Raw genomic sequence first — 24,021 nt, forward strand, 5'->3', positions numbered from 1 at the left:
TTCCGGGGTGACTTGGCTTCGCCGCCGGAGCCCGCTATAATCGCCGGCTTACCGCGCCACTCTGGCGACTGGGCAACTCAGGAAAACGACACCATGGTCAAGATTCGACTGACCCGCGGCGGCGCCAAGAAGCGTCCGTTCTACCACATCATCGTGACCGACGTGCGCAGCGCGCGCGACGGCCGCAACATCGAGCGTCTGGGTTACTACAACCCGGTTGCGCAGGGCGCAGAACCGCGCGTCGTGCTGGACGTCGCACGCGTCGACCATTGGGTCGGCCAGGGCGCTCAGTTGACCGACAAGGTGCGCAACCTGTATCGCGAAGCATCCAAGTCCCAGGCCGCTGCGGCCTGATCCTGGAGGGCCGGGCGCCAGCGCCTGGCCCAGAGTCGACGCAGATGAAGCCGACCGAGCGCCGCATCCTGTTAGGCAGGATTGTCGGCGCTTTTGGTGTCAAGGGCGAGCTCAAGCTCGAATCCTGGACCGAGCCGCGCAGTGCGATCTTCCGGTATCAGCCGTGGATCGTGCGGACGCCCTCGGGGCAGGAATCAGTCGTGAGCGGCGTACGTGGGCGCGATCAGGGCAAGAATCTGATTGCGGTGTTCCCCGACGTCACCGACCGCGACACCGTCGAGGCCATGCACGGAACCGAGATTTACGTCGCGCGCAGCGTGCTGCCGCCGCCCAAGCCCGATGAATATTACTGGGTGGATCTGGAAGAGCTGCAGGTGGAAACCGTCGAAGGCGTCAAGCTCGGTACGGTGTCGCACCTGTTTTCCACCGGCTCCAACGACGTGATGGTGGTGCGCGGCGATCGTGAGCGGCTGGTGCCGTTCGTGCTGCCGGATTTCGTCAAGTCGGTCGACTTCGAAACCAACCTGATCGTGGTGGACTGGGATCCGGATTTCTGACCGGAATGGCGCATCGCGCCGCTCCGCTATTGCTTTCCCCATTTCCCACTTCCGATTCCCCAGTGCGCATCGACGTCATCAGCCTGTTCCCCGAGTTCATCGCGCAATGCGCGGCGTTCGGTGTGGTCGGGCGGGCGCAGGAGCGTGGCTTGCTGGAATTGCAGGGCTGGAATCCACGCGAGCATGCGCAGGGCAATTACCGCCGGGTGGACGATCGTCCGTTCGGCGGCGGGCCCGGCATGGTGATGTTGATCGAGCCGTTGCGGGCCTGTCTGGACGCGGTGCAAGCGGCAGACGCGCGTCCGGCGCCGGTGATCTATCTCAGCCCGCAGGGGCGGCCTCTCACCCAGCCGCTCGCTCGCGAGCTGGCGCAGTTGCCACGCATGGTGTTGCTGTGCGGGCGCTACGAAGGCGTGGACGAGCGCTTTCTGGCGCAGGCGGTGGATATGGAAATCTCCATCGGCGACTACGTGTTGTCCGGTGGCGAGCTTGGCGCGGCGGTGCTGGTGGATGTGGTGACGCGGTTGCAGGAGGGTGTGTTGAACGACGCCGAATCCGCAGCCCAGGACAGTTTCGAAGGCCCGCAAGGCCTGCTCGACTGCCCGCACTACAGCCATCCATCGACCCATGACTGGGGCGATGTGCCGGAGGTATTGCGCTCGGGCAATCACGCTGCAATTGCGCGCTGGCGTCGGCAGCAGTCGCTGGGCCGGACCTGGTTGCGTCGCCCGGACTTGCTCGATGAAGCCGGGTTGGACAAGAACGATCGCCGTCTGCTGGACGAGTTTCGCCGCGAACTCGCCCCGGGCGACGAGAAATAAGGGCTCCACCCCTAGCTCTTGCATTATCGATTGGGGTACAATATGCGGCTTGCTGGCCAGCCTTGCGTCTGGCCCTCCTACGAACCTCGAGCAATCGCCGTGCGGCGACTGCCGGTCCAATATCACCAGACACGCGGTGCCCATCATGAGCAAACTCAACAAGACCATCCTGGCTGACTTCGAAGCCGCCCAGATTCAGCGCAAGCTTCCCGAGTTCAACCAGGGCGACACCGTCGTGGTGAACGTCAAGGTGAAGGAAGGCAACCGCGAGCGCGTGCAGGCCTATGAGGGCGTCGTGATCGGTACCAAGAACGCCGGCCTGAACTCCGCGTTCACCGTGCGCAAGATCTCGCACGGCTTCGGCGTCGAGCGCGTGTTCCAGACCCACAGCGCCATCATCGACTCGGTCGAAGTGAAGCGTCGCGGTAAGGTGCGCGCCGGCAAGCTGTACTACCTGCGTGGTCTGGAAGGCAAGGCTGCCCGCATCAAGGAAGATCTGGCCGCCGCTGCACAGGCCAAGGCCGCTCGCCAGGCTGCTGCCAAGGCTGAGTAAGTCACTGGCAGGCTGGTCCTGCTGTTGCCAGACGGCCGCCTTCGGGCGGCCGTTTGCGTTGTGGGGATCGGGAATCGGGATTGGGGAATCGAGATTAGGGATTAGGGATTCGCCGGTTGTGCGTACGCGATGCTCATAGGTTTACAGGTGAGCGCGCGGTTGTTGCGCAGTGGGGCGGGATGTCTTTTCGTGGCGACTTGGCGAGCGATGGCGTCGGTCGACTAGATCGATCACTCAAGAAATCCCTGCGCGCTGTATCGATCACTCAATGCAGCGTCCGGCTCCTGCTTTCGCGTGATGTCGGCCGGTGTGGCAGCGTGCCGCCTGGTGCCAGCCGATGTCAGTGCCGGCGGGGCTGCGGCGCGCCCGCGATTGGCGCGGTATCGGCAACCGGCGAGGCCGGATGCGCCGGCACTTCTGCGGCGGCGGCCAGTTCGGCAGGATCTGCCGGCGTGGTCAGCATGCGTGCCTTGCGCCAGCCGCCCCAGCGGTAATACGCCAGCGACAGCAGCATCGAACACAGCGAACTGATCGGAAGACTCCACCAGATGCCATCGGCTCCCAGATGCGGAATCAAGGCGTTTGCCAGCGGCACGCGCACGCCCCACAGACCGAATGCCAGGATCAGCAGCGGCGGGATCACCGCACCGGTGGCCCGCACCACGCCGGAAACCACAAAGCTCACGCCGAACAGCAGGAACGACCAGATTCCGATGTGGTTGAGATGCCGCGCGACCTCCAGTGTCGGGCTGTCGGTCGGCAGGAACAGCGCCAGCGTCCAGCGATCGAACACGATCAGCAGCCCGATCAGCACGCCGGTCATCAGGAAATTGGCCGCGATGCCGGTGCGTGCGGTCGCATCCACGCGTGTCCACAATCCCGCGCCCACGTTCTGCGCGGCCATCGTCGAACATGCCGCGCCCAGCGCCATCGCCGGCATCTGCACATAGGTCCACAGCTGCAACGCGGCGCCGTAGGCGGCTGCGGTGTCGGTGCCGAAGCCGTTCACCAGCGTCATCATCGCGATCATGGCCAGCGAAATCAGCACCATCTGCAGGCCCATCGGCACGCCTTTGACGATGAGCGCGCGCAGGATCGTCGGCGCGATGCGGAACAGGTGCAGATCGCCACGGCCCAGCCACAGCACATGGCGTTTGCTGCGCAGATACAGCAGCAAACCGCCCAGTGCCACCGCCTGCGCCAGCAAGGTGGCCCAGGCCGCGCCGGCGATGCCCAGCGCCGGGAACGGGCCCAGGCCGAAGATCAGCAGCGGGTTGAACACGATGTCCAGCACCACCGACACCAACAAGAAGCGGAATGGCGTGCGGGCATCGCCGGTACCGCGTAGTGCCGCCGACAGGAACGCAAACACATAGATCAGCGGCATCGCCAGGAAGATCACCCGCAGGTACTCTTCGGCCAGTGTCTGCGACGCCGGTGGCGTGCCCATGGCGGTCAACAGATGCGGGGCCAGAAACCAGCCCAGCACCGCGATCAGCGCCGACAGCCCTCCGAAGAAACTGGCACTGGTGCCCATGACCTTGCGCGCCTGCGCGATGTCGCGCGCACCCATTGCCTGGCCGATCAGGATGGTCGAGGCCATGCCGATGCCGAACACCGAGCCGATCAGGAAGAACATGATGCTGTTGGCGTTGGCCGCCGCAGTCAGCGCCGCCTCGCCGAGGTAGCGGCCCACCCAGATCGCATTGATCGAGCCATTGAGCGATTGCGCGATGTTCCCGGCAAGGATCGGCATCGCGAACAGCAGCAGATTCTTGCCGATCGGGCCTTCGGTCAGGACAGCGGATTTGGGCATCGCAGGCGCGCCGTGGTGCGGAAGCTGCGAACACTAGCATTGGCAGGTGTGACGCGTGCTGTCGCCAGGCCGATGACACGACGCACGCTGTGCGGATCAGTCTGTATGAGTCAGCCAGCGTGTGGAAGGAAGGCTGTACTTGGACGGCAGCCACGCTTGAGTTACAGCGGGCTCGCCCAGATATTTCCCGCTCAACGCAGCCCGTTGCGACGCGCCGATACAGTGGCGATCACGGCAGCGGCCCGCAGCCCATTGGATCCGACGGCAAGCACAACGCGATGACTCAACTGGTGGAACAAGCGACGACGGTCAGGCTGGATGTCTGGCTGTGGGCGGCGCGCTTCTTCAAGACGCGCAGCCTGGCCAAGACGGCGGTGGACAACGGCAAGGTGGACGTCGCCGGCCAGCGGCCCAAGCCCTCGCGCACGCTGCGCAGCGGCGAACAGTTACGCATCGACCGTGGCGGCGAAATCTTCGAAGTCACCGTTGCCGCGCTGAGCGATGTGCGCGGCCCGGCTCCGGTCGCACAGACGCTGTACGTGGAAAGCGATGCCTCACGCGAGGCGCGGGCGCAATGGCGGCTGCAGCGCGCCGCCGAACGTACCGGCTATCGCGCACCCGAGGGCAAGCCGGACAAGCGCGCACGCCGGCTGATCAACGCGCTGGGCGATATCGACGCGTTGTAGCACTGCGCGGGCTATTCGCTGCGAATCGACTGACGGAAACAAGAAACGCCTTGGCATCCGTCATGTTGTTCAATCAATAAAAACGGCGCTTCTCCATCGCGGGGGAAGCGCCGTTCGTGATGCTCTGCTCTCAACCATGCACACCGACCATCTCGACGGGTCCTTGCCCGCTCACCGTCGCGGGACCTTACGCGGCATGGATGCCGCGTAAGAGCCTACAAGGACGTACTTGCGGCGTGTCCCGCGATGGTGGGCGGGCAAGGGCCTTGCAGCCAAACCGCAGACCCGCCGCTCCACTGACGTCTTCCGTGCCGAGTCGGTCTCTTGCGTGCAGTTCAACAGAGAGTTGGAAGCGCACGCACGATGGCGTGCGCCTTGCCACTCACGCCAGATCGAAACGATCCAGCTGCATCACCTTGGTCCAGGCGGCGACGAAGTCCTGGACGAACTTCTCCTGTGCGTCGGCACTGGCATAGACCTCGGCCACCGCACGCAGGATCGAGTTGGAGCCGAACACCAGATCCACGCGCGTGCCGGTCCATTTGGCTTCACCGGTGCTGCGGTCGCGGCCTTCGTAGACCTCCTTCGATTCGGAGGTGGCTTTCCACTCGGTGCGCATGTCGAGCAGGTTGGCGAAGAAGTCGTTGCTCAGCACGCCGGGGCGGGTGGTGAACACGCCATGGCTGGAGTCGCCGACATTGGCGCCGAGCACGCGCAGGCCGCCGACCAGCACGGTCAACTCGGGCGCGGTCAGCGTCAGCAGCTGTGCCTTGTCGATCAACAGCGCCTCAGCGGGCACCGCATAGCGCTGCTTGGCGTAGTTGCGGAAGCCATCGGCCACCGGTTCCAGCACCGCGAACGATTCGACATCGGTCTGCTCCTGCGAGGCATCGGTGCGGCCGGGTGCGAACGGCACGGTGACGCTGTGACCAGCGGCCTGTGCGGCATGTTCGACCGCGGCATTACCGGCCAGCACGATCAGGTCGGCCAGCGAGATCTGCTTGCCGCCCGCCTGCGCGCCGTTGAAGTCGGCCCGGATGCGCTCCAGCGTGCCCAGCACCTGTGCAAGCTGCGCGGGCTGGTTGGCCTGCCAATCCTTCTGCGGTGCCAGACGGATGCGTGCGCCGTTGGCGCCGCCACGCTTGTCCGAGCCGCGGAAGGTCGATGCCGATGCCCACGCGGTGGACACCAGCTGCGCCACGCTCAGGCCGGAATCGAGGATGGTCTGCTTGAGGGCGGCGGCGTCCTGCGCATCGACCAGCGGGTGGTCGACGGCCGGCACCGGGTCCTGCCACAGCAGTTCTTCGCTCGGCACCTCGGTCCCCAGGTAACGCGAGCGCGGGCCCATGTCGCGGTGGGTGAGCTTGAACCAGGCCCGGGCGAACGCGTCGGCGAACTGGTCGGGGTGTTGGTGGAAGCGACGCGAGATGGCCTCATAGGCCGGGTCGAAACGCAGCGCCAGATCGGTGGTCAGCATGGTCGGCCGATGCTTCTTCGCTGCATCGTGGGCGTCGGGAATGATGGCGTCGGCATTCTTGGCCACCCACTGGTGCGCGCCGGCCGGGCTCTTGCTCAGTTCCCACTCGAACTTGAACAGATGGTCGAAGAAGTCGTTGCTCCACTGCGCCGGGGTGGTGGTCCAGGTGACTTCCAGGCCGCTGGTGATGGTGTCGGCACCCTTGCCGCTGCCGTAGCGGTTGTGCCAGCCCAGGCCCTGGCTCTCCAGCTCGCCGGCTTCCGGCTCGGCACCAACGTTGTCGGCCGGGCCGGCGCCGTGGGTCTTGCCGAAGGTGTGGCCGCCGGCGATCAGCGCCACGGTCTCTTCGTCGTTCATCGCCATGCGTGCGAAGGTGTCGCGGATGTCGCGCGCGGCGGCGACCGGGTCGGGCTTGCCGTCCGGGCCTTCCGGATTGACGTAGATCAGGCCCATCTGCACGGCGGCCAGCGGGTTCTCCAGATCGCGGGTGTGCGGCACTTCGCTGTCGTCGTCCTTCACCAGCACGCCGTGCGCTTCGTCCACGCCGGGCGAACCGCGCGAGTAGCGCTCGTCGCCACCCAGCCACTTGGTTTCGCGGCCCCAATACAGGTCCTGATCCGGTTCCCAGGTGTCTTCGCGGCCACCGGCAAAGCCGAAGGTCTTGAAGCCCATGCTTTCCAGCGCGACGTTGCCGGTGAGGATCATCAGGTCGGCCCAGGAGATCGCCTGGCCGTACTTCTGCTTGATCGGCCACAGCAGGCGGCGCGCCTTGTCCAGGCTGACATTGTCCGGCCAGCTGTTGAGCGGTGCGAAGCGCTGCTGGCCGCGACCGCCGCCGCCACGTCCGTCGCCGATGCGGTAGGTGCCGGCGCTATGCCAGGCCATGCGCACGAACAGCGGACCGTAATGGCCGAAGTCGGCCGGCCACCAGTCCTGCGAGTCGGTCATCAGCGCACGCAGTTCCTGCTTGAGCGCGGCCAGATCGATGCGCTTGAACGCCTCGGCATAGTTGAAGGTCTGGCCCAGCGGGTTGGACTTGCTCGAATGCTGGCTGAGCAGGTCCACGCGCAACTGCTTGGGCCACCAATCGCGGTTGGTGGTTCCGGTACCGACGACGGCGTGATTGAAAGGGCACTTTGCTTCGGTTGTCATGGCAATACCTGTGTGCGTGAGCACTTGGGGAGCTGTGTGCCGAAACTGCGGACACGTGCTGGTGGAATCAAAAAGGTGGGCAATGCGTCAGCGGTGGTCATCGATCGAAGGCGCAGATGCGGCCGTGGGGTTATCGAGAATGGTCGCCGGGTGTGCCGATGCTAGCGCCTGCCTGCAGGCGCCGGTATAGGTCGATATGCAGACTGTGACTGGCAGACAGACGCATCAGGCGGACTCATCGTGGTGGCGTGCGCACACGATAAGCAGCATCGATCGGTTGGGGAATTCGAATTATTCAACCATATCGATAGCGAGACGCTATGGATGGCACGCCGGTGCCGAACCGACCTGTTGCTGCGATCTCAGCGCTTGCCGAACAGGCTGCCGCCGAGCTTCATGACATCGCCCAGTCCAAGCTTCCCGTCGCCGTCCTGATCCAGCACGCTGCCCAGCACGCCGTTGATCCCGGTGTCGCTGCTGGCGCGCTGCTGTTCCTGCGCCAGGGCCGGGCCGAGCTGGCTGCTGGCATCGGCATTGCCGCCGAGGAAACGCTTGGCCAGATACGCCATCACGATGGGTGCCAGCAACTGCAGCAGTTGATTGGCCTTGCCGGTTTCCAGGCCGGTGGCCTGGCCCAGACCAGCGGCAGCCTGCGGCGCCCTGTCGCCGAACAGATGCCCCACGATGCCGGCGCCATTGCCTTGCGCACCGCTGGCCGAGCCGCCCAGCAACGTACCGAGCAGGCTGCCGATGTCCGGGCTGCCGGCATGATCGCGCTGCAAGGCACCCAGCAACGCATCGGTGCCGCCGGCCTGCTGGCTGTTACGGCCCAGGGCGCCCATCAACAGCGGCAGCGCGGTCTGCACCGCCGATTGCGCCTGCTCGGGCGCAATGCCGAGCCGGCTGGCGAGCTGCTGCAACTGCGGGCCTTGCAACTGCGCGGCGAGTTGATCGGTCAACGAGGCGGACGTGGTCATGGGTGTCTCCGGTTGGACAAAACGTTGCCGCAGCGTGCGCCCGTCGCGGCAGCAGAGCAACACGGCACGCGTCGCACTGCAGGGCGAGGGCAGCGATGCCGCACAGTGGCAGTCAAGTCACTTCATCCGACAACAACACAGCAACGGGTTGACCAACCCCGCAAAGCATTAGAGCCAGGCAACTACGCTCCTACGATTCCCGATTCCCGATTCCCCGCCCTCAAAGCAACGCCTTCAACCGATACAAGGCTTCCAGCGCCTGCTTGGGCGTGAGTTCGTCCGGGTCCAGCGCCTGCAGCGCTTCCTGCGCAGCGGACGAGGGCGCGGTGAACAGGCCGAACTGTTGCGGGGCGTCCAATGCGGCCGGCGCCATCTGTGCGACATGGCTTTCGCCGCCGCGTTGTTCCAGTTCGGCCAGGCGATGACGCGCCTGGGTCACGGCGGCCTTGGGCAAGCCGGCGAGCGCGGCCACCTGCAGGCCGAAGCTGCGATTGGCCGGGCCGTCCTTGACCGCATGCATGAACACCAGGCGCTCGCCGTGTTCGACCGCGTCCAGATGCACGTTGGCGATGCCGCTGGCACCGCCGGCATGCGATTCGTCGGCCAGTGCGGTGAGCTCGAAGTAATGCGTGGCGAACAGCGTGTAACAGCGGTTGGTATGCGCCAGATGGCGTGCGACGGCATCGGCCAGCGCCAGGCCATCGTAGGTGGAGGTGCCGCGGCCGATCTCGTCCATCAGCACCAGCGATTGCGGCGTGGCGTGATGCAGGATGTAGCTGGTTTCGGCCATTTCCACCATGAAGGTGGACTGCCCGCGCGCCAGATCGTCGCCCGCGCCGATGCGGGTGAGGATGCGGTCGATCGGCCCGATCACCGCGCGGCTGGCCGGCACATAGCTGCCGATGTGCGCCAGCAGCACGATCAGGGCGTTCTGGCGCATGTAGGTCGATTTACCGCCCATGTTCGGGCCGGTGATGACCAGCATGCGGCGGTCGGCATGCAGCTCCAGATCGTTGGGTTCGAACGGCTGGTCGCGCACCGCTTCCACCACCGGGTGGCGGCCGCGTTCGATACGCAGGCAGGGGGCACTCTCCAGTTCCGGCTGCGCCCAGTCCAGCGCCTGCGCGCGCTCGGCGAAGGCGGCCAGCACATCCAGTTCGCTCAATGCACTCGCGCAACGCTTGAGACCTTCCAGCTCGCTGCCGAGTGCATCGAGCAGGCCTTCATACAGCAGTTTTTCGCGCGACAACGAGCGCTCGCGCGCCGACAGCACCTTGTCCTCGAAGCTCTTGAGTTCTTCGGTGATGTAGCGCTCGGCGTTGGTCAGCGTCTGCCGGCGGCTGTAGTGCAGCGGGGCCTTCTCGGCCTGGCCCTTGCTGATCTCGATGTAATAGCCATGCACGCGGTTGTAGCCGACCTTGAGCGTGGCGATGCCGCTGCTGGCGCGTTCGCGCTGTTCCAGGTCGATCAGGAATTGATCGGCATTGGTGGACAGGCGGCGCAACTCATCCAGATCGGCGTCGTAGCCGGTGGCGATCACGCCACCGTCGCTGAGCTTGAGCGGCGGTTGTTCCGCCACTGCGCTGATCAACAGGTGCGCGGTGGCATCGTGCTCGCCGAGTTCGGCATGCAGCGTCTGCAGGCGCGGCGAATCCAGTGGTGCGAGGATCGTACGCATCTTCGGCAACAGCGCCAGTCCATCGCGCAAGGTGGAAAAATCGCGCGGGCGCGCCGAGCGCAGCGCCACGCGGGTGAGGATGCGTTCCAGATCGCCCAGCGCGCGGAAGGCCTCGCGCACGTCGGCATCGGCGCCGCTGTCGATCAGCGTGCCGACCGCGTGGTGGCGCTGCACCAGCACCTCGCGCAGGCGCAGCGGGCGGTGCAGCCAACGTCGCAGCAGGCGCCCGCCCATCGGCGTGACCGTGCTATCCAGCACCCCGAGCAAGGTGTTGCGGGTGTCGCCATCGACGCGCGTGTCCAGCTCCAGATGCCGGCGCGTGGCCGCGTTCATCGAGATCGCTTCGCTGGCTACTTCCATTGCGATGGAGGTCAGATGCGGCAGCCGCTGTTTCTGGGTTTCCTCGACATAGCCCAGCAGCGCGCCAGCGGCGGCCGTAGCGCAGGGCTTGTCGTCGATGCCGAAGCCGGACAGGTCGTGCAACTTGAAGAACGCCAGCAGCTGGCGCCGGCCGCTGTCGGCGTCGAACAACCACGGTGGCCGCCGCCGCACGCCGACGCGGCCACGCAGGAACTCCGGCCAGTTGTCTTCGTCGGGCACCAGCAGTTCGGCCGGTTCCAGGCGTGCGATCTCCGCTTCCAGCGCGTCCACGCTGTCCACTTCGTTGACCAGAAAACGCCCGCCGGCCAGATCGGCCCAGGCCAGGCCGTAGCCTTGCTTGCTGCGCGAGATCGCCATCAGCAAGGTGTCGCGGCGTTCGTCCAGCAGCGCCTCGTCGGTGACCGTGCCGGGGGTGACGATGCGCACCACCTTGCGCTCGACCAGGCCCTTGGCCAGCGCCGGGTCGCCGATCTGTTCGCAGATCGCCACCGACTCGCCCAACGCCACCAGCCGCGCCAGATAGCCCTCGTAGGCATGCACCGGCACGCCGGCCATCGGGATCGGCGCACCGCCGGAGCTGCCGCGCTGGGTCAGGGTGATGTCGAGCAGCCGCGCAGCCTTGCGCGCATCGTCGTAGAACAGCTCGTAGAAATCGCCCATGCGGAAGAACAGCAGCAGGTCGGGGTAGTCCGACTTGGCGGCGAAGAATTGCTTCATGGCAGGCGTGTGTTCTTGAGGGGCCTTGCCAGGCTTGGAAATATCTGAGGAAACAGTCACTTATGAATTTGCTCTGTAACGGAACTGACGGTCAAAAGAGGGGTTTGGCGGGGAGTAACGGTCTTTTTTGTTGCGACCGTGTTGCGACGATTCAAAGCGAGACCCAATTTGGCATGTTGCGACGAGTTCGCATGGTAAGAAAAGCGTGCGTTGATGTTGCGACTTTGGTTGCAGCCAACGGCACTTACACGACAGCAATGGAGGATGCATGAGCAAGACGTCGGAGCTGCCAGACCTGCCAAAGAGGCGTGGGTCGCTCAAGTTTAAGCTGACCTACGCCCAAGTCCTGAGCCTGTCGGTGGATCGGATCCCCGTGATGGACAACGCGGGCAAGGTCAAGCTGGTGGAGCGGGCCCCTGAAGAGGCCGGCGAACCCTACCGTTTGGTGGACGGAAGTGACAAGGCTCCTTCCGGTTTTAGTTTTCGGGTGGGGAGCACCAAGACCACATACGAGGTGGTTAAGCGTGGGCCGACGGGCATCCGCCGTTTTTCCTTGGGCAACGTCACTGACATGGGGCTGGACGAAGCCTACGAGGTAGCCAAGGGGCACCTGTCGGTGCTCCGGCAGACCGGGACCAATCCGGTGCACCAGGAGCGTGCAGAACTCCGCGCCAAGCGTCGGGACAAACGCTCGGAAGACATCACGCTTCGGCAGTGCATGGAGCTCTACATCGAGCGCATGGGAGAGCGGGCCAAAAAGAAGAAGGTAAAGCAGGTCAGTGTCGAGGCGGTCCGCAGCAGCTTGGCCCGTCTGGAGCGACCCGAGGTGGGCCTGGCTGATTTGAAGATTCGGGACACGCGAACCCAGGACGTGGTGCGGGGATACGACGCGTTGCGCAAGAGCGCCATGCTTCGCTCCAACCGTATCCCGACCGCCATGCGTCAGGCCTTGGCATCCCACGACGACTGGGCCCAGCTTTCCACAGCTCAGCTTGGCGAACTGGGCATCGCTGGGAAATACATTCAACGGGTAAGGGCCGCGGGACTTGCCGCTGCCGAGCACACCTTCACCGATGCCAAGCGCTCTGTGGACCTGTTCAACGAAGTGGAACAAGAACAGGCGCATGAAGCTCGGCGAGAGCCCAAGATAATCTACAACCCATTCCAGGCTATCTACAGCAAGGATTTGCTTCGCGGGGCTCAGGACCTGCGCAACCACTACAGCCGGGCTGAGGTGCGCAATCCATTGGGGGATGACACGCTGCCCAAGGTGCTGAAGGTCATCCTGGCTCGCCGAGATGAGCAGGGCGGTTTGAACGCCGCCGGTGCCGATTACCTGCTGCTGACTCTGTTGTGGGGCACCAGGCGCAGCGAGGCAGCCGCGTTGCGGTGGTTCGACCGCTGCACGCCGGGCGAGCTGACTCAGCGTGAGGTGTCGTGGGTGTCGTTGACCCCACCGGGAGAGGTCAATCTTTTCACCCGTCGGGAGGGGTCGCAGGTCTACCTGTTCGACACCAAGAACGGAGATGAGCGCTATTTGCCGGTGACGTATTTCGCCGAGCAGGTGCTTCAGCGGCGTCTGGATGAGCGGCCTGACGACACCGAAGCGAAGAAGGATGTGGCGACTACGGAAGGGCTGCTTCGAGCCGCCAAGGCCAAGGGTGCCAACCGGGAGCTGATCAAAGGATTGGAAGTGGAGTTGGAGAAAGCGCGCCACGCCCTGGATCGAACCCGCTACGTCTTTCCTGCACGTTCGAGCCGCAGCCGTTCGGGGCACTACTCAGACAGCAAGAGCATCGTGGCCAACGTTCGGCGCGATGCGGGCCTCTTGAACCTCAGCGAGGACATCGACATCGGACTGACCCCGCACGATCTCCGTCGAACCATGGGCCGCTACGCGGCTCGGTTGTTCGGAGAGAGCCGCATCGTCTCCCAGCTGTTGCATCACCACACGCGGGGCCAGGGCGAGGACCGGATGGCAGCGGTATCGGAGCGCTACACCGAGCAGGAGTGGTCCAAGTTGCGAGAAGCGATGGGGCGAGTTGAGGAAGCCATGGTCGCCAAGAGTCCGCGGGTGTGGAACCGGCTGAAGGGGACGGACAAGCCGAGGCTGGACGAGGCCAATGACCCTCCGGTTACTATCTTTGCTCAACGGAACCAGCGGACCGCACTGGATGATTGAGGTTGTTCGCAGTGAAGAGGACTACCGTGCGCTGTTGGAGGCGACGCTGGACCAGGAACTGGAGCGCGCAAGAGGTGGGCTGACAAAAGCTGTCAGCACCAAGGCTGCGGCACGGTTCCTGGGAGTCCACTTCGACACGCTGGGGGAGTGGCGCCGCCGCTCCCCACCGTTGGGGCCACCCTTCCAGAAAGGCGCAGGACTCACAGGTGGCGGGGCCAATCAGCACGTGCGCTACCTCTATGAAGACTTAGTGGAGTGGCAGAAAGCCAGGGCCAGCAAGACGCCCAAAGAGCGACGCCTTGTAGATGAGTTAGAACGGTTGAGGCAGCAGGCTCGGGAGTTGGAGCTTCAACTTGAACTACAGGCAGTCAGGGACCAAGTCGCCCGCATGACGCGAAAAGCGGGCAGGGTCCTGGCCCTCACGACAGTCAAAGAGTGTTTGACCGCCCAGCACGACTGGGTGTTGGTCGGCGGTCGCTTGGTTGGCCATGTATTGACCGTGCCAGGCGATGTGCTGACGGCTGCGACTGCTGCGGATGGAGCAAACGAAGCGAACGGCACAAGCAAAGCGAACGGCACAAGCAAAGCGAATGTTGCTCATACCGGGGTTGGCTCAGAGGTTGGCGAGGTGTGGACGGCTACCCTGAAAGAAGCGCTACAGGAGCCTTGGGCCACCAACGAAGCTCGAGACCCTTTCAGCGAGGCGATGGATAGGGCACTGGGGGAGCTGACGCGACACCTTGCGCAGGAACGCTCGGCGCAGCGAAGCCGTGACCTTGAAGATAGGCTGCCTCCGGCGATAGTGCTTCCCCGCACTCCGTTTTAGAGGTTCGCCGGTCCACGCTGAAGCTTTCTCCCTGCTTTTAAGTAGAGGCCCATAGAGAGAAGCAACGGCCAGCGTAACCGGTCCGCTGTTGATGCGTAATCGTCAATATTTGTCGCGCTCGTTGCCATCCGGCCGTTGGTCTTTTCGGCAGCGTGTCCCTAACGATCTTCAGCCTTTGCTGGGTCAGCAGACAATCAAGCGCACGTTGCATACGAACATTGTGGAAGAAGCACAGTTGCGTGCGGTGACGCTGGCATCGCACTACGAACGGTTGTTCGCTCAACTGCGTGCCGACGGCTTGCAAAATCGCAGCAAAGAAGATGCCTCTGCATTGTTGGCTGGATCTTCTGCCGCGGCCCCCTTCCGAAACCTGACCTTGCATCGAACCAGAACGCCGGACGGGACCGTGCATGAGCGCTGGCAAATAGACAGCCCAGAGGGAGTCAGGCTGTTTAGAGCGCTCCACGAAGGCACTGGTTCGGATGGTAAGCAAGCCGAAGCGTTGCCGAGGTCTCCGCTGGCTGTGGCGGCATATGCCACCGAGGCAGGTTCTTCCATTGAGCCGGTGACGCTTGGAAAGGCGCAGCATGCCTGGTTGGCGACCTTGAAGGGACGCACTTTGCCCAAGACTTACGTCATCAAAAAATCGGCCATCCAGGCATTGGTGGACCACCTGGGGGAGAGGACGAAGATCCACACGGTCACGCGTTCGGACTTGGCCCGCTGGTATCAGCAGATGCGGAAGGAGGGAGCATCCACTCCAACCCTGACAAACAAGCAAAGCTACATCGGCGGGAAGGGAGGGTTTTTCGATTGGGCCATCGCTTCTGGTCACTACCCTAAAGGCGACAACCCGGCTAAGGGCCACGTGAGCTATTCGGCACGGGAACGGCGGGCTCGAAGGAAGCTGGGATTTAAGGCTTTTGACCGTGAGCAGATCCAAGCCCTGTTTGCTCCCGCAGTCCTAGAGCGAGTCCCGCTGGCCGCGCGCTGGGCAATGCTGATCGGTCTTTACACTGGAGCGCGGGTGTCGGAGGTGGGCCAACTGTTGACCAGCGATGTGTGCGAGGAGGACGGCATCCCATGTATTCGCATTTCGGACGAGGGCGAGCATCAGAAGGTCAAAACCGAAGCCAGTCTGCGGATCGTCCCAATCCATCCTGCCTTGATCAGGTTAGGGTTCTTGGGCTGGGTCGAAGAACTACGGGCGGCTGGGCACCAGCGCTTGTTTCCAGCGGCCAAGGCTAACGCGTTAAACGGGCAAGGCAACTGGATCACCAAGGCATTCGGTCGGCACCTAGCTGAGGTCGGTAAAAATTGGTCGCCGGCTAAGAGGGGCTTCCACTCGCTCCGGAAGACTTTCATCCAAGAGTTGCAGGGCGCAGGTGTAGTCTCAGAGCTTCGCGCTCAAATAGTAGGGCATGAACTTGATGATGAGCACCATGCCACCTACAGTCGACCGTTTACAGTGACTGAAAAGCTCCATGGCTTTGGCCAGGGCCCAGGACTTGGCTCTATAAATTACGGGATTTCTTGAGAGGGAATGATGGTGGTTGCCTCTCAGGCGCTCTCTCTCTAACGCCTCTAACGCTGAAAGCGGACGAGCATCCCGCCCCTTACCTCGGTGGCGCGCTATGCTCTGACTTCGTAAACGTCACTTTGGAGAATGTATGGAGCCAGATACAGAAACAGATGACATGGCGAGCTATCAGAGTAAAGGGGATGTGCAATGGTGGGATCTGATAGAGAGGACCGCGGTTTCTTGGGGTCGCCACTTATGGGTGTATGCGGGGGCATCCGCACTAATCTTGGTAACTATCGGCGTTTCTACTAGCAATAAGAATTTCTCGACGATAGCCCAAATTGTCCTTATCGTGAGTGGGGGTTTGCAAATTCTTCTCGGTGTTTACTTGACCAGCTCTCAAAGAAGCTTCATATCAAGGTTTATCGACCAGGAGAGTCTGCGTCAAACCGTCGCAGTAAGAGATGTAAGGCTTACGAGAGAAATAATTGCTCTTTTGAAAAAGTTAAGAGGGTGCGGTGGGCTGAGTGAGCTTCAATGGAAGAGTGAAATTGATGAAATAATTTCATACTACGCGAAGCGTAAGGATGAGCAAAAATCAAAATTTCCTCGTATGTTACGTCTCTCCTCTAAAGATGTGGCGGTCGCACTTCAGTCAGCTTTTACGCATGCATTCTTTGGAACACTCGTGGCCCTAGCTGGAACTGCGATTGCAACTTTTCCCGACCAATGGTTTACCTAGCAAAAAATTTTGCGGCAATGGCAATTATTGCAGCTAACCAAGCTAGTGCTGCTCCAAGCGCCGGCTGAATTTTCAGATTATCTTTCATGCGTGAAGATTATTTCGAATATCCGATATGTCAAGCTCCGTGTTTGATGTTAATTGAAGTTAGGAAGTTCACACCAAGCCCCTTCGGTTGTTAGGAATAATCGGAGAGCTCTTCACCATGACTATTGCCTCCCAATGGCTTCGATGACCTGCGCGGCCAGGAGATGTTAAGTAGGCCGAGACAGGTTCCACGAGCTACTAGCTAAGTATCTGCGCGGGCTTTGAGGAGGGAGGACTACAGTCGCACCCCTAGTGCATCAAGCGTTGGTGTAGTCATGGTGCCGGTCGGCTTAAGCCCATAAGCCCGCTGGAAAAGCCGAAGTGCTAACTTCGTCTCAGGTGTCAGAGTCCCATCAATGGCCCCGGGGTCGTAGCCCTTCGAGTAAAGGGCAGCCTGGACGCGCATGATGAGTAGCTTCAAGGCGTCCGCATCTCGACCCTCCGAGGCAAGCTTGGTGGTCGAGGTCGATGAGAGCGGTTGCGAACTGCTGTGGTTCGCTGATGTCGTTGATGTGCCAGTCGGTTGCAAGCTTTGTCCATACGATGCGCCCGAGGTGCTGCCTGTGCTCTTTGACGTCGACGACGGCGCGTAGGTGCTCGCTGGCGGTGTGTAGGTCGTCGCCGGTGGGGATGAGTAGGATCTGTAAGAACTTCCAGAGCCGGAAGAGTGTGACCGATGCGAGCTGTGCGAACGGTGGGAACTGTGGCTTCTATGCCCGGCATACAGGTTGTGCCGCCCGGCGTTCAAGGAAGTGCTCAGGACTGTGGCGTATTTCCCGTCCATCTCAGAAAGCATCATGAGATCAGACTGTCCCTTGGGCGGCTCAGTGGCCAAGCTGCCAAAAGTAGCAGAGCCGATAATCATCAAGGCGTTGGACATGTCTAGGCTTCCAATATTGGTGATACGGCGCGACTGGTCCACGCCGGAGTGACCCACGAAAAGAACCCGCCGCAACGTTCCCGAACCGAGCAAGCGTTACATGCAGGAAGGTAGTCGTTCTTCCAAGTCGAGATGCTCTGAACTGCATACGGCCAAAGAGAGCGATTCAGGGTGCAAAGCGGCAAGTTGTAGAGAGAGACAGCGATTCCCCCCTCTGCGAGCGTCTCAACCGCCTCCCCAAGCTCTGCCGCGTAATCGGCTGGGTCAGCCCACAGTTCCTGCTGATGCGCCTTTGCAAATCCGATTGGTTCAATGCCCATCAGCGCCACGTGCTCCACGAAGGGAAAGTTGCGCCAGATGTAGCGAGCGAGCTGTGCCAGTCGCTCGAAGCTTGGCTTCACCAGCACGACGCGGATCTCAACTCTCTGGCCAGCGGCCTCAAGGGCATACAGACCTCGCAAGGTTTGGGAGAAAGCGCCTTCGCTCTGAACGACATAGTCATGCAGGGCGTGGTGGTCGCCATAAAGCGGGACACCCCAACTTAGATTGGGGTGGATACCCGTGAACTTTGCAGGCAGCGCTGGGTCGCGAAGCCGTCCATTCGAGAGGACGTGGATGTGGGTATTCGGCAGCGCATCCGCACACTTCTGGGTGACCTGGACCAAGCCATCTCCCAGCAACGTGGGTTCACCTCCGCTGATAGCGAGAGAGGGCTCGTTCTGGTCGATTAGGTCAATCAAGTCCAGCAGATGTTGGACACGCCAAGCGTCTTCTACCTCACGCGGTGGCTGCGAGCACATCAGGCAGTAGCTGTTGCAACGCTCGGTGGCGAATAGCACGTTTCCTGTATCGCCCCGTCGGTAGCGAATGGCAACCTTGCTTTGAAGCGGATTGAGTTCAATGACGTCCCCTGGTTTGCAGAGGTCCTGCGATCCCTTCAAGCGAACGAGAGGGAGATCGTCGAACCACGCTGCTTCTTCAGGTGCAAGGACAGCGCCCCAGGGCAGTCCTAACAGTGATTCGCTCAACCGTTGCAGGTTCAAGCCCCTTGTATCCAAAGCCATCCGCTCTAACGGCAGTGGGGATTGCGAAAAATCTGCCAAGCCGACGACTTTCAGTAAGGATGCTCGGGTGGATGGCGCAAGCAGTGCTTTGGTCTCAAGCGGCAACATTGGAAACTTCCTCTGCTGCCTTGGGAGCCGCCCAGGATCGCATCAAGCCTTGGGTCCATCGGTCAGAGCCTTCGTAGCGTTCCAACAAGAGATCGAACAAGCCCATGTTCCTCTTGCAAAAGTCGCTAGTCGGGCGATGTCCAACGGTGTCTCCCTGGCGTGCGTAGTGCTCGATCGGGTCCGCGCCGCACAGCGGCACGAATGCGCAATCGGAGCAGGTAGGTAAAGCCTCAGCTACGCCAGCTTCCAATAGCCGCGCCATGACAGGGGACGAAAGCCAACTGGCGACCGGTTGTGAAACGTCTCCAAGCGCGAACTGGTCATCTCCCATCGCTGCGAGCATTCTTGCCTCGTCAGAAGGGTAGACCCGCCCGTCGTGGTCATAGATGACGGCCCCAAGGCCTGCACCAGATGGCGACCTGAGATCGACATAGCCATGACCAAACGAAGTGAAGAGCTGCGAGAGCAGCAGCGACGCATACGACTCTTCTAATGCATAACCGGAGCGGTTGACCGCTATCAAATGGCCAAAGGCTCGCATGTAGAAGGCCAGGTAGTCTTCCGTTGAGTAACCGGTTCGGCGAGCCGTCCGATTCGCGAATCCGTAGGGGCTAAGAGGCCTCAACGAGATGGAGTGAAGGCCTACCTTCCGATACTCATCGATGATCGCTTCTGGGACTTCCAAGCTCAGCTTGGTCAATGTTGTCAGAGCAGAAACTCCATCTTCCCCAAGCCAGCGCCGCCCCAGGTCGATGCCGTTTAGGGTGCGACGATAGCTGTCGCGGCCAGGTCGCGGGCGATTCGCGTTGTGGAGCCACTCTGGACCGTCTAAAGAGGTGGATAACTTAAAGCGGTGCTCTGCCAGAAATGCCAGTTGGCTTTCGGTGAGGTCATGAAGGGTGGAAGCCAAGACAAACCGTAAGTCTCTCCGTTCGGAGACGTTGCGCTTGACGATGAGCTTCGTGATGCCAACGACTTGCTCAAAGTTGAGCAGGGGCTCGCCACCTTGGAATTCAATAGTGAGTTCTTGGCTGGGCCATTCGAAGAGCCGCTCGACCGCTTGCTCCGCATGCGAGCCAGTCATATCAAAGGCGGTGGCGGTTGTTGCTTGGCGGGACACTTGGCAATAGCTGCAGGTGTGGTGGCACCGCAAAGACACAACGAAAATATGAAGTGCTGGCCCACCCACCATGTAGGACTTCCGGGTGCGGATCTGACTCAGAAGCGGCGATAGACTGCTGCGGTCGGTCTCTACGATCGCCAAGTGCCTAGCCTGTAGATCTGCGAGCAAAGGAGAGTCTGCAGAGAGCTCATGGGAGACAAACCGCTGAAGGTCGGCCATGTCCATGAGGAGCCAGTCGCCAGCCATTGATGACACGAACGCGCGGGTCTCACCCCACGGCAGGCGCCGAAACCGAAGGGGTAGTAACTTGTATGAGGATGAGTAGCCAAAGGCCTCCTTGGGCTTAAACCTCGACATTAGAACGCGTCAGCGGTTGAGCTTGGTTCAATGCCGCACGGACTAGTTCCTGCTGCAAGCCCTGCGTTTCGGTGCGAACCAGCGCGCGCAAACGCTCATCAAGTAAGTCACGAGAGAACTGGGCATGAAGTCCGGATGCAACGGCAACGTCGTCTTTGCTCGAAAAAGCGACTATAAGTGAGTCGCCTTCCACCCGCATTTCTACGTCGTAAATGCCCGTGTAACGGTGGGCTGCTCGAGCTACCACTTCATCGCCGTATAGGCTGCGATCAACGAAATAATGCGAGCGTTCCATTGCTCATCCCCCTTTGGATAAGCAACGTTAGCCTCAGGGCGCCTCTGGTTGCAAGTCGTTAGCTGCGCTGCCTTAGCTGCCATGAGCGAACTCAAGCGGCTCATTCATCAGACTAAGCGAACGCGAGTGCGCTCGTCTTCAGGTTTTAAAGAACGCTCAACGTCCTTAGTCAAATCCGGAAAGAATGGTGCCGCCTGGACGGCCCCGGGTATTGCATAGGGTTGGCCGTAATGACTGTTCTTTTGGAAGAAGTCCGGCGTCCGGATGCCGTGGCTGGAAAGGAAGTAGTTGTTGGTGATGTCGCTTTAGATGACGTCACTGTAGACCTGGGCGCTGGCGATGTCCCGGTAGCACTCGGCGATGTCTTCCCTGACACTTGGTGCCTTGGTTGAAGCTAGCGACCTGCGGAACAATACGGACAGCCGAAGGCGACCCAACTGGGCGAGTGATGGGGTGACGCAGGGTCCTTGTCAGATAACCGCTGATGACAGTGTCAGAGTTTTCTGAATCCAGCATAGGGAAGCGACCCTTAGTTTCGCCTTTCGTAAGCATTCCTCATAACGTCAAAAATTTGTCGTCCTGCGTTTTAGCTCCCTCAACGGTGGGTAGCCGATAGCAGGCAGTTGACATCAAACTGGCGCCGAGCAACTCTAATGCGCGTGGGGGTATTGGGGAATGACCTCGCGGTCGCGCTTCGCGCACCCTCCGGATTCGTTGAACACGAACACCTGCCAATGGCTTGGCTGGGCATGCGTTGCCATGCCTCGCCTTTGCATGAGCGTGAGTTCGTGGGAGCAATGAGGTCTAACCGGACCTCGGTCAGTCATTAACCTGGAAAATGCTATGGAATGGGGCACGACCTCGCGCAAGATGCGCGCGATTGGACTGGGGCTGGCTGCGCTGGCAGGGATCTTGCCCGCAGCAGGATTGGCCGAGAACGTCTACGACGACTACGGCAAGCTGATTCAGTCCGGGGCTGTGGTCGCAAGTCCAGGTGACAAGCTCTTCGGGGACAACATCAACCTCTATACAGGGTCGATGGAAATCACGCAGACCGACGTCGACTTGAAGGGCAACAACGCACTCCAGGTCCGGATAGGCCGTCGGTTCACGGTGGGTAGCCCGAGTAGGGGACACTTCAAACTCTGGGACCTGGACATCCCCAACATGCACGGGGTCTTCGCCTTTCCAGGCGGCAACACTGCACCGGACGGCTGGGCAATCAACGGGACCAGGGACACCGTTTATAACCGATGCAGTAACTATAGCGTTCCCCCTGCTGCCGAGAACCAAGGCGGAATCTTTGAGTCTTCCGAATTTTGGCGTGGCAGCTTTCTCTATCGCCCTGGAAGCGGTGACCAGGAGCTGCTGCGAGCTTCTGCTCAAGCCCTTCGTCCAAACGATGGACGCAACTATCCCATTGTTCTAAAAGACGGCTCTGCTATCCGTTGTCTGGCGTCGTTAGATGGAGCCAGCGAATCGGGAGTGCGTGGTGAAGGATTTGAATTAGTTGATACGCAAGGCAGCGTGTATGCCTTCAACCACATGGTCACTCGCTCCTATCCAGCGTTGGCTAAGTCCTCCCCTGGCCCAGCGGCCCTTTCTGCAGGTTCGGCGATGACCACCGCAAGCGTCGGTGGAATCGTCCCGATGGTCGCTAACAACTACATCTTGGTTCGCAAGGAGGTCTTGATCTATCCCACGCGAGTGACGGATCGCTTCGGCAATACAGTGGTTTACAACTGGAATCCCGGTGCTCCGTGGCAGCTTCTAAGTATTGTTGCCAGCGATGGGCGTCGCATTGACCTGTCGTATGCCGGAGGGAATGGCAACACCATCACCTCCGTGACCACAGGGGGGCGAACCTGGTCTTACGGCTACAGCGACACCCTGGACACAGTGACGTTGCCTGACGGCAGCAGCTGGACCTTTGATTTGGTCGACCTGTCTCTTGCACGCGTAACTTACAGCCAGCCGCCGGGGTGCGACAACATACGCCCTTGGTCGGGGGGCACTAGGGTGGGCAGCATTACTGCTCCGACCGGCGCTCGCAGCGACTACACCGTAAACTCCATGCTGATGGGACGGTCGTGGGTGCCCAGGGTTTGCAGAAGAGAAGAGGCCTACTCGGACATCCCCTATCAGTTCTATGTCATGGCAGTGACCAGCCGACGCATCACCGGCCCCGGGCTGCCGGCGCAGGGCCTCACTTGGACATATGATTACGGCACACCCAACAACTGCTGGCAGCCAAGTCCCAACCCAAACCCTCTCGACCCTGCCAAATACGTTGAGTGTAATGCTGGCTCGCCCATTACTCGGGATATCACCGTCAAGGATCCTGCAGGGCAGGCCACGCGTTATCGATTTGGAAATCGCTATTGGTCCAACGAAGGCTTATTACTCCAGCAGGACTTCGGTTGGAATGGTTCTACAGCCGTTCGCACACGGATGACCGATTACGCTGCATTTGATGCGGCTCCTTATGCGGCACGGACGATGTATCCGGGTGGCAACTATGGCGATAACACGGTGGCGGCCAGGCAGCGGCCCGTGCGTCAGGTAATCACGATCGACAAGGGCGACCAGTTCGTGTGGCGGATTGCGGACTGCAATGGGCAGCCGTGTTTCGATGAGTTTGCTCGTCCGTTGCGGATCGAACGCTTCAGTCCCTGGCACAGCCGCACCGACGAAACCACGTATTACGATGAGCGCGGTGCGTGGGTGTTGGGACAGACCGCCATCGCTCGCAACATCAACACCGGCATTGTTACCTCTCAAGTCGACTACGGCAGCAATGCGTTGCCCCAGACGGAACGGCGCAATGGGAAGCTGGTCGCAACCTATACCTACAATCCCGATGGGACCCTGGCCCAAGTCAAGGATGGCTTGGGAAACGCGACAACCTTGTCTGGCTGGAAGCGTGGCATCCCCCAGACCGTTGCAAATGCCGATGGCACGGCCAAGTCCGCATCCGTGGACGACAATGGGTGGATCCGTCAGACCAACGACGAGAATGGATTTGCGACGACGTATGGCTACGACGCGATGGGGCGGCTGAACGCCACGAACTACCCATCGGGCGACAGCACCCCTTGGAACTCGACTGCACAGGCGTTCGAGCGAGTGGGCGGCGACGAATACGGCATCGGTGCCGGCCATTGGCGGCAGACCGTGACCACTGGTAACGCACAAAAAGTTACCTACTTCGATGCGCTGTGGCAGCCGCTACTGACGCGGGAATACGATGCGACAAACGTTGGGGGAACACTCCGGGTCAAGCGCTTCGTCTACGACCATGAAGGAAGGCCTGTCTTTGCTTCTTATCCGAGTAGCAACGAGACCGCCAACACCGGAGTCTGGACAGAGTTCGACGTAGTGGGTCGGCCCACGGCCGTATCTCAGGACAGTGAGCAGGGACTACTGACCACGATCACGCAGTATCTGCCAGGTTCTCAAACCCTGGTCACCAATCCCCGGGGTGCCCAGACCCGGACGGGCTATCAGATGTTTGATCAACCTGTCTACGACGCTCCGGTGTGGGTACTGCTCCCCGAGTCCAGTAGGACCGACATCGCCCGCGATGTGTTTGGCAAGGCCGTCAGGATCGAGCGGGGCGCGCAATGAGCCAGCCCCCAAAGCGAGTGAATCAAGTGTTGGAGACTG

18 protein-coding genes and 1 pseudogene are annotated in these 24,021 nt (G+C 61.4%); 10 read left to right on the forward strand and 9 right to left on the reverse strand.

What is annotated here, in order from left to right; translation table 11 throughout:
• Positions 1–93 precede the first annotated feature (93 nt).
• The 4 genes from rpsP (at position 94) to rplS (ending at position 2,285) form a co-directional block, all read left to right on the forward strand.
• Entirely contained in the window at positions 94–354 is a 261-nt protein-coding gene (gene rpsP, locus DYQ94_RS00830; RefSeq protein WP_011036396.1) for a 30S ribosomal protein S16, read from the forward strand.
• Between the two features lie 44 nt (positions 355–398).
• On the forward strand, positions 399–911 hold the full coding sequence (rimM, locus tag DYQ94_RS00835; protein ID WP_126965698.1) for a ribosome maturation factor RimM: 513 nt from the start codon (positions 399–401) through the stop codon (positions 909–911).
• 62 nt (positions 912–973) lie between these two features.
• A complete protein-coding gene (trmD, locus tag DYQ94_RS00840; RefSeq protein WP_039520068.1) occupies positions 974–1,732 on the forward strand; it encodes a tRNA (guanosine(37)-N1)-methyltransferase TrmD in 759 nt (252 codons plus the stop codon).
• A gap of 145 nt (positions 1,733–1,877) precedes the next feature.
• Positions 1,878–2,285, forward strand: a complete 408-nt coding sequence (gene rplS, locus DYQ94_RS00845; protein ID WP_005989873.1) for a 50S ribosomal protein L19 — start codon at positions 1,878–1,880, stop codon at positions 2,283–2,285.
• 340 nt (positions 2,286–2,625) lie between these two features.
• On the opposite strand, the gene DYQ94_RS00850 is transcribed toward rplS, so the two are convergent.
• Positions 2,626–4,101, reverse strand: coding sequence for an MATE family efflux transporter (locus DYQ94_RS00850; protein WP_126965699.1), 1,476 nt, complete (start codon positions 4,099–4,101; stop codon positions 2,626–2,628).
• Between the two features lie 278 nt (positions 4,102–4,379).
• On the opposite strand from DYQ94_RS00850, the gene DYQ94_RS00855 reads away from it, so the two are divergent.
• On the forward strand, positions 4,380–4,787 hold the full coding sequence (locus DYQ94_RS00855; RefSeq protein ID WP_039528472.1) for an Hsp15 family ribosome-associated heat shock protein: 408 nt from the start codon (positions 4,380–4,382) through the stop codon (positions 4,785–4,787).
• A 382-nt stretch (positions 4,788–5,169) separates the two neighbouring features.
• Here the strand turns inward: DYQ94_RS00855 and katG are convergent, their stop codons facing one another.
• The 3 genes from katG to mutS all read right to left on the reverse strand — a co-directional run bounded on the left by katG (position 5,170) and on the right by mutS (position 11,169).
• The gene (katG, locus tag DYQ94_RS00860; RefSeq protein ID WP_102256849.1) at positions 5,170–7,416 is read right to left on the reverse strand and encodes a catalase/peroxidase HPI; all 2,247 of its coding nucleotides are present in this window, start codon (positions 7,414–7,416) and stop codon (positions 5,170–5,172) included.
• A gap of 362 nt (positions 7,417–7,778) precedes the next feature.
• Positions 7,779–8,393, reverse strand: coding sequence for a DUF937 domain-containing protein (locus DYQ94_RS00865; protein WP_126965700.1), 615 nt, complete (start codon positions 8,391–8,393; stop codon positions 7,779–7,781).
• 220 nt (positions 8,394–8,613) lie between these two features.
• Positions 8,614–11,169, reverse strand: coding sequence for a DNA mismatch repair protein MutS (gene mutS, locus DYQ94_RS00870; RefSeq protein ID WP_202397416.1), 2,556 nt, complete (start codon positions 11,167–11,169; stop codon positions 8,614–8,616).
• Positions 11,170–11,437: 268 nt separating this feature from the next.
• On the opposite strand from mutS, the gene DYQ94_RS00875 reads away from it, so the two are divergent.
• The 4 genes from DYQ94_RS00875 to DYQ94_RS00890 all read left to right on the forward strand — a co-directional run bounded on the left by DYQ94_RS00875 (position 11,438) and on the right by DYQ94_RS00890 (position 16,441).
• Positions 11,438–13,351 (forward strand): site-specific integrase, encoded by a 1,914-nt coding sequence (locus tag DYQ94_RS00875; RefSeq protein ID WP_160954605.1) that lies wholly within the window; start codon positions 11,438–11,440, stop codon positions 13,349–13,351.
• Positions 13,344–14,177 (forward strand): hypothetical protein, encoded by an 834-nt coding sequence (locus tag DYQ94_RS00880; RefSeq protein WP_046342063.1) that lies wholly within the window; start codon positions 13,344–13,346, stop codon positions 14,175–14,177. The genes DYQ94_RS00875 and DYQ94_RS00880 overlap by 8 nt, the downstream gene beginning before the upstream one ends.
• A 91-nt stretch (positions 14,178–14,268) precedes the next feature.
• Positions 14,269–15,714: a site-specific integrase gene (locus DYQ94_RS00885; RefSeq protein ID WP_160954606.1), complete on the forward strand. Its 1,446-nt coding sequence runs from the start codon at positions 14,269–14,271 to the stop codon at positions 15,712–15,714.
• Between the two features lie 133 nt (positions 15,715–15,847).
• A complete protein-coding gene (locus tag DYQ94_RS00890) occupies positions 15,848–16,441 on the forward strand; it encodes a hypothetical protein (RefSeq protein ID WP_144410711.1) in 594 nt (197 codons plus the stop codon).
• Positions 16,442–16,763: 322 nt separating this feature from the next.
• On the opposite strand, the gene hxsA is transcribed toward DYQ94_RS00890, so the two are convergent.
• From hxsA to DYQ94_RS00915, 5 genes and pseudogenes are all read right to left on the reverse strand, one after another.
• Complete coding sequence (hxsA, locus tag DYQ94_RS00895) at positions 16,764–17,408, reverse strand: His-Xaa-Ser repeat protein HxsA (protein WP_144410712.1); 645 nt, start codon at positions 17,406–17,408, stop codon at positions 16,764–16,766.
• Between the two features lie 2 nt (positions 17,409–17,410).
• Complete coding sequence (gene hxsC / locus DYQ94_RS00900; protein WP_160954607.1) at positions 17,411–18,580, reverse strand: His-Xaa-Ser system radical SAM maturase HxsC; 1,170 nt, start codon at positions 18,578–18,580, stop codon at positions 17,411–17,413.
• Positions 18,567–20,060: a His-Xaa-Ser system radical SAM maturase HxsB gene (gene hxsB, locus DYQ94_RS00905; protein WP_160954608.1), complete on the reverse strand. Its 1,494-nt coding sequence runs from the start codon at positions 20,058–20,060 to the stop codon at positions 18,567–18,569. The genes hxsC and hxsB overlap by 14 nt, the downstream gene beginning before the upstream one ends.
• On the reverse strand, positions 20,047–20,355 hold the full coding sequence (locus tag DYQ94_RS00910) for an HxsD-related protein (protein WP_075285952.1): 309 nt from the start codon (positions 20,353–20,355) through the stop codon (positions 20,047–20,049). The genes hxsB and DYQ94_RS00910 overlap by 14 nt, the downstream gene beginning before the upstream one ends.
• Before the next feature lie 217 nt (positions 20,356–20,572).
• Positions 20,573–20,769 (reverse strand): annotated as a pseudogene (locus DYQ94_RS00915) (DNA/RNA non-specific endonuclease); the annotation flags it as partial.
• A 417-nt stretch (positions 20,770–21,186) separates the two neighbouring features.
• On the opposite strand from DYQ94_RS00915, the gene DYQ94_RS00920 reads away from it, so the two are divergent.
• The gene (locus DYQ94_RS00920; RefSeq protein WP_160954635.1) at positions 21,187–23,982 is read left to right on the forward strand and encodes an RHS repeat domain-containing protein; all 2,796 of its coding nucleotides are present in this window, start codon (positions 21,187–21,189) and stop codon (positions 23,980–23,982) included.
• Positions 23,983–24,021 lie beyond the last annotated feature (39 nt).

The organism is Xanthomonas sp. LMG 8993, from assembly GCF_009835065.2.
GTDB classification, from domain to species: domain Bacteria; phylum Pseudomonadota; class Gammaproteobacteria; order Xanthomonadales; family Xanthomonadaceae; genus Xanthomonas; species Xanthomonas arboricola.